The organism is Rhodococcus sp. EPR-147 (assembly GCF_001647185.1).
Classification (GTDB): Bacteria; Actinomycetota; Actinomycetes; order Mycobacteriales; family Mycobacteriaceae; genus Rhodococcoides.
Genome location: NZ_LVCU01000582.1, coordinates 1 through 6504 on the forward strand (window position 1 = coordinate 1; position 6504 = coordinate 6504).

The window sequence follows — 6504 nt, forward strand, 5'->3', positions numbered from 1 at the left end:
AGGTATTGCACCACGGCCACGATTCGCTCGTCCCCGCCGAGTTCTCGAGCGATGGACACCAGACCCGTTGCGCCACCGGCGATCAGGGACAGTGCTCCGGTGACGGGGTCGACATCGCGATGCAGGGCGAGCAGTGCGCCGCAACCGGCGCTGACGACCAGCGTCCCGGCACCGACGAGAACGGCGGGAATCCAGTTCTCGCCCAACGCGCCGAGAGTGTCGGTGTCGAGCATGAGGCCGATGGTGACGGCCAGCGTGCCCTGCGCTGCCATCGACGCCGGGCGCGGTACCGCAGCCGGGCCGAGGCCGGTCAGAGCGAACACCACGGCGACGACGAGGGCCGCGAACAACGACGGTGCCGTCAGGCCCAGGGCCGCGAAAAGGGCCCAGCCCCCGACGGATACGGCCGCGAGGCCGATCCATCGGAGGCTGTTCCCCAGTATTCGTCTCATCCGTTTCGGAGCACTCACGCTCCGGACTTGACCAGAAGAACCGGGACCGGAATCTCGAGGAGCAGACGCTGAATGGTCTGTCCCATCAGAAACTTTCCGACCGCCGAGCGGTGTCGGGAGCCGACCACCAGGATCTCGGACTTCTGCTCTTCGACCAAGGTCAGCAGGGTGTTGACGGCATCGGGATCGGGCCGGCCCACCGCCACGGTCCAGGAGACGGCGTCGGCGTGATCGATATCGGCCAGAGCGGTCTCCACCGACGTGGACACTGCCTGCGTCTCGGCCGCCTCGGCGGAGGGCTCGGCCGATCCGGAGAGTGCGTGCAGGACGACGAGGTCCGTCTCTCGAATGCGGGCTTCTCGCACTGCGGCCGCCAGTGCTGCGCGGCCCTCGGGTGAATTGTTGTGCAGTACGCCAACGGTCATGACAGTTTCTCCTACGACGAGTGGGGTGGGGGATCAGCCGAACGGGATCTGGCCGAGGAGGATGCCGACGGCCAGCATCGCGAGGGAGACGACCACAGCTCGCCACAGCACCTTCTTGTGGTGATCGGCCAGCGACACTCCGGCGAGGGTGACCAGCAGCAGGATGGCCGGAACCAGCGGGCTCTGCAAGTGGACGGGCTGACCGGTGATCGACGCACGGGCCATCTCGACGGGGTCGATGCCGTACTTGCTCGCAGTCTCGGTCAACACCGGGAGGATGCCGAAGTAGAAGGCGTCGTTGGTCATGAAGAACGTCAGCGGGATGCTCAGGATGCCGGTGATGACGGCCAGGTACGGGCCCATGCCCGCCGGGATGACGTTGAGCAGCCACTCGGCCATGGCCTCGACCATGCCGGTGCCCTGGAAGACGCCGGTGAGAATTGCTGCGGCGAGCACCATGGCGACCACGGAGACGATGGAGGACGAGTGCCGTGCGATCGCGTCGCCCTGTTCCTTGACCTTGGGGAAGTTGACCGTCAGAGCGATCGAGGCAGCGATCATGAACAGCACCGGGATGGGCAGGATGTCCATGACGAGGATGACAAGCAGGATGACCGTCAGAGCAGCGTTGAACCACAGCAACTTCGGGCGCAGCGTGTCGCGATTGGGGTCCAGGCCGTCGAAGAACTGACCCGATTCGCCGGAGTCGTCCGATCCGCCGGTGCCTGATCCGCCGGTTCCCTTGCCGCCCTTACGGATACTGCCGCCGCCACCGGAGGCCACCAGTTCGGGTTCGTAGATCAACTTGCCGATGCGGCGACGCTCCATGATGCCCAGATGCACGGCGAAGAGCAGCACGATGATCAGGCCGACGATCATCGAAGGGACCATCGGAACGAAGACGTCGGACGGGGAGATGCCGAGAGCGGATGCGGCGCGAACCGTCGGGCCGCCCCACGGGATGATGTTCATCGTGCCGTTGGCAAGACCGGCGACGACCGTCAGAATCACCGGGCTGACACCGAGTTTGAGGTACAGCGGCAGGAGTGCGGACGTGACGATGATGAACGTGGTGGAGCCGTCACCGTCGAGCGAGACGACCATGGCCAGAATGGCTGTTCCGACAACGAGTTTCATCGGGTCGTTGCGCACCAGCCGCAGAATGCCGCGCACCAGCGGGTCGAACAGCCCGACGTCGATCATGATTCCGAAGAAGATGATGGCGAAGAACAGCAGGGCCGCGGTGGGGGCCAGGGACTTGATGCCGTCGGTGATCATGTCACCGATGCCGAGTCCGGCGCCGGCCAGTAGGCCGAAGATGACCGGAACGAGGGTGAGTGCGACGACGGGCGTGGCTCTCTTGGTCAAGATCAAGAACATGAAGGCGGCTACCATGAGGAAGCCGAGTATCACCAACATCGTGCACTCCTTCTCGAATGTGTGAGGTGGGTCCGGTTGGACTGCGTGTGTGACTGAAGTTACGTAACCGGCATCACATGTTCGGCGTTGTGCGCACTACCCGCGCAAGCAACGTAAAGAGCCTTTTGCGCATTGTGCTCGAGCCCGCCCGACGCATAGCCTGGGTGAGTGCGATTGAGGACCCAGGTGCTGTTGTTGCAGGCAGCGCTGGTGGCGGTGGCCCTGGCAGTGGCGTTCGGGGTGTTCGCGATCAGCAGTGGCAGCCAGGCGAGCGAGGAATACGGCGAACGGGCGCTGGCCGTTGCGCGGACGGTGGCGTCGGACCCGGAGGTGCGTTCGCTCGTCGAGCAGTTCTCTGCCGTGGACACCGCAGGCACCGACGCCGCGCCTGCGGGAGTGTTGGCAGGCGGAGCGCTGCAGCGTGCGGCCGAGGGTGCCCGAATGCGCACCGACGCACTGTTCGTCGTCATCACCGACGATCGGGGTCTGCGGTTGGCGCATCCCGATCCGACAGTTCTGGGTCAGCGGGTGAGTACCGATCCCTCGGGGGCGCTGGCGGGCAACGAGGTGGTCGAGCAGGAGCGCGGCACCCTCGGCGACTCCGTACGCGCGAAAGTGCCTGTACTGGCGCTCGGTTCGACCGACGTGGTGATCGGTGAAGTGAGCGTGGGCATCTCCACGACGGCCGTGCGCACCGAGTTGGTGAAAGATCTGATCAACGGCGCGTTGGTGACCGGTGCCGTACTGCTGCTCGGGCTGATCGGCTCGACTCTGTTGGCGCGCAGATGGAAACGGCTGACTCTGGGGCTCGAGCCGGAGGAGCTCGCCGAGCTGGTGCGGGAACAAGAAGCGGTGTTGCACGGAATCGGTGAGGGTGTCGTCGCCATCGACCCCGACGGAGTCGTCACGGTCGTCAACGACGAGGCGCGCACCCTGCTCTCGATCGACGGTAGACCGGGGATGCGCATCGAGGACATCGGTCTGACCCCGAGGCTGCTCGAGGTCATCGAATCGCCGACGTCCGAGCCGGTTCTCGCGGCCGTGAACGAGGTCGTGGTCATTGCGGCCGCCAGAAAAGTGCTGCGCGACAATCGTGATCTGGGTACGGTGCTGACCGTGCGCGACCGAACCGACGTGGAGACGCTGACGCGTCAGCTCGACGCGGTGCAGTCGATGTCCGCTGTGCTGCGCGCGCAGCGTCACGAGTTCGCGAATCGGATGCATCTGGTCAGTGGACTGCTGCACGAGGGTCATCCGGATCGGGCGTCGCAGTACATCGACGAGATCCTCGGTGTCGGACCGAGATCGGAATCCATCGAGGGTATCGACGCCGTGTCCGACGCCTATCTGCGGTCGTTTCTGACGGCGAAGGCCGCGCATGCGCGGGAGAGCGGAGTGCGGTTGGTGTTGGGGGAGAACACCTGGGTCGGCGGCGAAGTGGCCGTCCCCGTCGACGTGACCACGGTGCTGGGCAATCTCGTCGACAATGCGATCGATGCTGCCAGGCTGGGAGTGAGGCGGCCGGCCGAGGTGGAAGTGGAACTGGTACAGGACGGTTCGACGTTGCACATCGTGGTTCTCGATTCCGGTGACGGGGTGGACCTGGCACCCGAGCAGGTGTTCGTCGAGGGGGTCTCGACCAAGTCGACCGAAGAATCGCCGGGCGGTCGGGGAGTGGGCCTGGCGCTGAGTCGGCAGATCGCGCGCACCCGCGGTGGCGACGTGACGCTGGCCGATGCCGGTGGGCAGATCACCGAGGAGAACGAACGAGGAGGCGCGGTGTTCATCGCGTCGATACCGGATGCGCTACAGGCAGATGAGGTCTCGCAATGAGAGTGCTGGTCGTGGACGACGATTTCCGGGTTGCGGATCTGCATGCGGCACTGGTGAATTCACTCGACAACTACGAGGTCGCCGCAGTCGCGACGAGTGTCGCTCAGGCTCGGGAGTTGGCGTCGTCGCAGTCGTTCGATCTGGCGCTGGTCGACGTCTATCTGCCCGACGGATCGGGAATCGACCTGGTGCGCGAACTCGCCTGCGACGCAGTGGTGCTCTCGGCAGCAGCCGATCAACAGACGGTGCGCGCGGCCATGACCGCGGGTGCCTGGACATATCTGATCAAGCCGTTTCCGCGATCGGCGTTGATCGACCGCCTCACCGGGTATCTGACGTACCGGACTGCTCTGGACCGTTCGGAGGAGCTGACCCAGGCCGACATCGACGGCGGACTCGACGCGCTGCGCCCGCGCGCGGCCGCGCCGCTGCCGTCCTCGCAGTCCGTGACCCGTGACCTGGTGCTCGATGCGGTGCGCACGACGGCCGACCCGATGTCGGCGGGCGAAGTTGCTGCAGCCATCGGCATTTCACGCGCGACAGCGCAGCGTTATCTGGCAACCCTGGTGTCCAAGGGCCGGTTGCGCATGCAGCTGCGATACGGATCGACCGGGAGGCCGGAGCAGGAATACTCGCTACCGCCTGGTGCGTGAGAACGACACCACCACGGCCCCGAGAACCGATATCGCAGCGGTGACCAAAGCTGCGGTGTTCCAGCCCTGCACCAGTCCGCCGGCGTCGTTCGCACCTGCCGGTACGGCTACCACCGCAACAACGGTCACCCCGATGGCAGAACCGACGTAGCGTGCGGTGTTGTTCGCTCCGCTGCCCATTCCGCCGCGCCCGGCGGGAACACTGGCCACGGCCTCGCGTCCGAGAGCGGCGTTGAGTACCCCACTGGCAACGCCTGCTACCAGCAGCCCTGGCAACAGTCGCGGCCAGGATGCGTTCTCGGACAACCCCGTGAGCATCAGCATGCCGATCGCGACGCCCACCAGACCGACGGCGAGTTGCGCCCGACCGCTCAGCGAGGCGGGCAGCCTGCGGGCAAGCAAGGCGGTGACCACGGACGTGGCCGACCAGCCGAACAGCAGCAGGGCGGCACCGAGCGCATCGATTCCCAGTACGGTTCCGAGAAATCCGGGCATGTACGACATCAGCGCGATGATGCCGCCGCCGGTGGCCAGCGCGGCGACCGTGGCGGCCAGAAACGGGGGGTGTCGGAAAAGTGTGAGATCGAGCATCGCAGTGGCGCTGCGTAATTCGAGGACCACAAAAGCCGCCAGTAACAGGGCCGCGAGGACGAAGAGGACAATCGGGGTGACGGCCGTCCAGCCCTGCCTGCCCTCGACCAGCGCGGCCAGCAACGCGGCGATGCCCGTCGCCAACAGCAGCGCGCCGATCGGATCGAGGCCGCGCGGGGCGTCGGACCTGGATTCTTCGACGAGTACATGCGCGGCGACGGCCAGCGCGACCGTGGCGATCGCGAGCACCACGTAGGCCTCACGCCAACTTGCCCAGCGATCCAATACGGCGGCGAGCAAGGGCCCGAGAGCGATTCCGGCACCCACGCTCGCGCCCCACACGCCGCTGGCCTTTGCACGCACCGGACCGGCCGGGTGGGTGTGGGCGATGATGCCGAGGCTCGAGGCGATGACGGCCGCGCCGCCGAGGCCCTGCAGGATGCGCGCCAGAACGAAGATCAGCGTGTTGGGCGAGAGCGCGCAGACGATCGCGCCGACGGCGAGGACGGCGGCTCCGAGGGCGAACGTGCGGCGACGGCCGAAGTCGTCGGCGACGGTACCGGTGGTGAGCAGCGCGGCGGCGAGGCCGATGCTCATGGAGCTGAGAATCCAGGTGCGTCCTGCGGCGTCGGACATCAGGTCTGCCGCGGTGCTGTTGATGGTCGCCAGTGGTGCGGTGAACGCCATCAGAGTCAGCAGGGTGCCGAGCGCTGCGATGGTGAGCGCGCGGGTGCTGTTCGCAGTGCCGGCGGGCGAGGGGGCAGTATCGGTCATCGTTGTCCTTGTGGTCTGGTGATCGAACTGTAAACGCCCAACTTGGTTCGGTCAACAGACTGTACTATCGCGTCATGGCACTCGGAATCGACTACGCCCGCCAGGACTGCTCCCTGGCCCGTGCCCTCGAACTCGTCGGCGAGCGATGGACCATGCTCATCGTTCGCGACTGCTTCTTCGGCGTTCGACGCTTCGGTGATTTCCAGGTCCACCTCGACATCTCCAAGGCCGTCCTGGCTCAACGACTCGGCGCATTGGTCGACGCCGGGCTGCTCGAACGACAAGCTCGCGTGTCGGAGGGCGGCCGCGAGAACTACGTCCCGACCGCCGCCCTCGAAGGACTGTGGCCTGCCGTCT

Annotated in this window: 7 protein-coding genes; 3 read left to right on the top strand and 4 right to left on the bottom strand. The window is 66.1% G+C overall.

Features of this window, described 5'->3' with window-relative positions:
- From A2J02_RS26380 to A2J02_RS26390, 3 genes are all read right to left on the bottom strand, one after another.
- A partial coding sequence (locus A2J02_RS26380) for an AbrB family transcriptional regulator (protein ID WP_231893848.1) occupies positions 1–452 on the bottom strand: 452 nt, incomplete at its 3' end.
- 14 nt (positions 453–466) lie between these two features.
- Positions 467–877: a universal stress protein gene (locus A2J02_RS26385; RefSeq protein WP_068055827.1), complete on the bottom strand. Its 411-nt coding sequence runs from the start codon at positions 875–877 to the stop codon at positions 467–469.
- Between the two features lie 33 nt (positions 878–910).
- On the bottom strand, positions 911–2296 hold the full coding sequence (locus A2J02_RS26390) for a CitMHS family transporter (RefSeq protein WP_068055829.1): 1386 nt from the start codon (positions 2294–2296) through the stop codon (positions 911–913).
- Positions 2297–2464: 168 nt separating this feature from the next.
- On the opposite strand from A2J02_RS26390, the gene A2J02_RS26395 reads away from it, so the two are divergent.
- Together A2J02_RS26395 and A2J02_RS26400 are read left to right on the top strand one after the other, a co-directional pair.
- Positions 2465–4129 (top strand): sensor histidine kinase, encoded by a 1665-nt coding sequence (locus A2J02_RS26395; protein WP_068055832.1) that lies wholly within the window; start codon positions 2465–2467, stop codon positions 4127–4129.
- Positions 4126–4782, top strand: a complete 657-nt coding sequence (locus A2J02_RS26400) for a response regulator (RefSeq protein ID WP_068055835.1) — start codon at positions 4126–4128, stop codon at positions 4780–4782. The genes A2J02_RS26395 and A2J02_RS26400 overlap by 4 nt, the downstream gene beginning before the upstream one ends.
- Here A2J02_RS26400 and A2J02_RS26405 read toward each other — a convergent pair.
- Complete coding sequence (locus A2J02_RS26405) at positions 4765–6147, bottom strand: MFS transporter (RefSeq protein WP_068055838.1); 1383 nt, start codon at positions 6145–6147, stop codon at positions 4765–4767. The two genes, A2J02_RS26400 and A2J02_RS26405, sit on opposite strands and share 18 nt — an antisense overlap.
- 74 nt (positions 6148–6221) lie before the next feature.
- Here A2J02_RS26405 and A2J02_RS26410 point away from each other — a divergent pair.
- The coding region (locus A2J02_RS26410; RefSeq protein WP_197478151.1) for a winged helix-turn-helix transcriptional regulator at positions 6222–6504 on the top strand (283 nt) is incomplete at its 3' end.

Excerpts from the sequence above, each read along its gene's own strand:
- A2J02_RS26390 (WP_068055829.1), bottom strand. The coding sequence starts at position 2,296 with ATGTTGGTGATACTCGGCTTCCTCATGGTAGCCGCCTTCATGTTCTTG.
- A2J02_RS26400 (WP_068055835.1), top strand. The coding sequence starts at position 4,126 with ATGAGAGTGCTGGTCGTGGACGACGATTTCCGGGTTGCGGATCTGCAT.
- A2J02_RS26385 (WP_068055827.1), bottom strand. The coding sequence starts at position 877 with ATGACCGTTGGCGTACTGCACAACAATTCACCCGAGGGCCGCGCAGCA.
- A2J02_RS26405 (WP_068055838.1), bottom strand. The coding sequence starts at position 6,147 with ATGACCGATACTGCCCCCTCGCCCGCCGGCACTGCGAACAGCACCCGC.